The sequence below is a fragment of the Sphingomonas sp. genome, assembly GCF_035758555.1.
Taxonomy (GTDB): domain Bacteria; phylum Pseudomonadota; class Alphaproteobacteria; order Sphingomonadales; family Sphingomonadaceae; genus Sphingomonas_B.
Genome location: NZ_DASTXI010000249.1, coordinates 1 through 2,454, shown reverse-complemented (window position 1 = coordinate 2,454; position 2,454 = coordinate 1). Strand labels below are relative to the sequence as shown.

The following is a 2,454-nucleotide window of genomic DNA, read 5'->3' as shown; positions in this document are numbered from 1 at the left end:
TCCAGCCCCCGCAGCGTGAAGGTCGGGCGGCGCATGGGCGTGCCGGCAAGGTCGATCCTGCCGAAGCGGCCGAGCAGGGTGCTGAACGCGATCTCGCCCTCCATTCGCGCCAGCGCCGCACCCAGGCAATGGTGGATGCCGCCGCCGAAGGCGACATGCCGGCGGGCGTCGCGCGTGATGTCGAGGCGCTGAGGGTTGGGAAAGACGGCGGGATCGCGATTGGCTGCACCCAGCACCAGCATGATCTCGTCGCCGGCCTTCACCGGGCAGCCGACGACCTCCATATCCTCGATCACGACGCGCTGGGTGATTTGTACCGGGCTGTCGAAGCGCAGCATCTCGTCGACGGCCGAACCGGCAAGCTCCGGCGAGTCGCGCAGGCGGACGAGCTGTTCTGGGGCGCGGAGCAACGCCAGTGTGCCGTTGCCGATCAGGTTCACGGTGGTCTCGTGTCCCGCGACCAGCAGGAGCTGGGCGAGCGCCACGATCTGGCGCGGCGAGATGCGATCGCCGTCGGCGTCGACGGCGGCCAGCGCCGAGAGAAGGTCGTCGCCGGGCTTGCGCCGCCGCGCGGCCAGCAGATCGCCGAGATAAGTCTGCAAGCCGTGGCGCGCTTCGACGATGGCTGCCTCGATCTCGGGGCTGCGCAGGATGGTCGGATCGACGGATCGCGCGATGCCGCGCGACCACGCGGTGAAGGTCGCTTCATCTTCCGGTGGGACGCCCAGCAGCGCGCAGATCACCCGGACCGGCAGCGGATAGGCGAAGGTCCTGATCAGGTCCACGGTGCCGGATTTCTGCGCCAGGGCATCGACCAGCTCGGCGGCGATCTCCCGTGTCCTGGCGCGCAGGTCCTCGATGCGCCGTGGCGTGAAGGCGCGGGCAACGAGGCTGCGCAGGCGCGTGTGCTCTGGCGGATCCATGAAGAGGAGGCTGCGGGTGCGATTGGGGTCTTCCTGCGTCCTGCCGGCCTCGGTGGCGGCATGCGATTCGTCGGTCGAGAGCTTCGGATGTCGCAGCAGCGCAGTCACATCGGCATGGCCCAGCGCGAACCAGATCGTGTCGGCGACCCGCAAGAGCGGCGCCGGCCCGCGAAAGCGCTCGTAGTAGGGATAGGGGTCCTCACGGAAGGCCGGCGACATGGCCTCGAGGAAGAAGCGGTCGGCCAGGCTGGGGGCGGTCGCTGCGTCGGTCATCGGGAAGCCCTCGCATTGCAACTCGATACAACTATGTATCGACTATCAGTGTGCTAAAGAACCAGCCATGTCAAGGGTACGCACGCGCCCGACGCGGGACGATACGAAGGAAAGGCTGTTCGAGGCGGCGGCCCGGGTGTTCGAGGAACGCGGCATCGGGGCGGCCAGCATCGAGACGATTGCCGCCGCCGCCGGCTTCACGCGCGGCGCCTTCTACTCGAACTTCGCCAGCAAGGACGATCTGATCGCCGCCATGCTGGAGGACCATGTCGAACGTTCGATCGCGCATCATCGCGAGCTTCTGGAGCATCATCGCACGCCGGACGACTACGTCGCGGCCCTGCGCGCCACCGAGCGCAACCGGCACGACCCGCTGGGTCGCGCGCCGCTCCTGCACATGGAGCTGGTGCTTTACGTCGCGCGCGCGGAGAAGCGCCGGCCTGAGCTTGCCAAAAGGCTGCGCGCGCGCCGCAAGCTGATCGCCGAGATCGTCACGTCGACGACCCGGGCGGCAGGGACCGGCGTGCGCGATCCCGCCTGGGCCAGCGCGATGCTCTTGGCGCTCGAGGACGGCTTCCGTCTCCACCGCCTGATCGATCCCGACTCGACGCCGGCCGACAGCTTCTTCCGGGCGGTGAACGAGCTGCGGAAGCTGACTCCCGATTGAGGCGATGCGGCTGGCTCAGTCACCCTTGATGTCGTTGTCCTTGATGACCTTGAACCAGCGCTCCTGTTCGCTCTTTTGATAGGCGGCGAACTCTTCCGGCGTGGTCGTCAGGATCTCCATGTTGAATTGCTCGACGAATTTCTGCGTGACGTCGGGGGAGCGCACCGCCTTGGCGACCTCGGCATGCATGCGGTCGACGATCGGACGCGGGGTGCCGGCGGGGGCATAGACGCCCCACCAGGAATAGGAGGGGAAGGCTTTGATGCCCTGCTCGGCGAGCGTCGGTGTGTCAGGCAGCGCCGGCGTCCGAGTCTCGCCGGTGACGGCGATCGCCCGCACCTTGTTGGCGCGGATATGCGGGCTGAGCGATGTCAGGCTGCCGATCCCGATATCGGTCACGCCGGCGAGCAGGTCCTGGTTGAGCGGTCCGCCGCCCTTGTAGGGGATCAAGTTGATGTCGACGTCGTTCTCTTTCTTGATCAGCGTCATCAGCACCAGCGCCTGGCTTGCGCCCAGGACGCCCATATTGACCCGGCCGGGCCGCTTCCTCGCATCCGCCACCGCTTCGGCGAACGTCTTGTAGGGGCGGTC

The 2,454-nt window shown here is 67.6% G+C and carries 3 protein-coding genes; 1 reads left to right on the top strand and 2 read right to left on the bottom strand.

Annotation, left to right across the window (positions count from 1 at the left end):
• Positions 1 to 1,196: cytochrome P450 (locus VFT73_RS15110; RefSeq protein ID WP_326412932.1), on the bottom strand; the 1,196-nt coding region annotated here is incomplete at its 3' end.
• 67 nt (positions 1,197 to 1,263) lie between these two features.
• Between VFT73_RS15110 and VFT73_RS15105 the strand changes: the two genes are divergently transcribed.
• Positions 1,264 to 1,863 carry a TetR/AcrR family transcriptional regulator gene (locus tag VFT73_RS15105; protein WP_326412930.1) on the top strand — a complete coding sequence of 200 codons (600 nt, stop codon included), beginning with the start codon at positions 1,264 to 1,266 and terminating at the stop codon, positions 1,861 to 1,863.
• Positions 1,864 to 1,878: 15 nt separating this feature from the next.
• On the opposite strand, the gene VFT73_RS15100 is transcribed toward VFT73_RS15105, so the two are convergent.
• The coding region (locus tag VFT73_RS15100; protein WP_326412927.1) for a Bug family tripartite tricarboxylate transporter substrate binding protein at positions 1,879 to 2,454 on the bottom strand (576 nt) is incomplete at its 5' end.

Excerpts from the sequence above, each read along its gene's own strand:
- VFT73_RS15105 (WP_326412930.1), top strand. The coding sequence starts at position 1,264 with ATGTCAAGGGTACGCACGCGCCCGACGCGGGACGATACGAAGGAAAGG.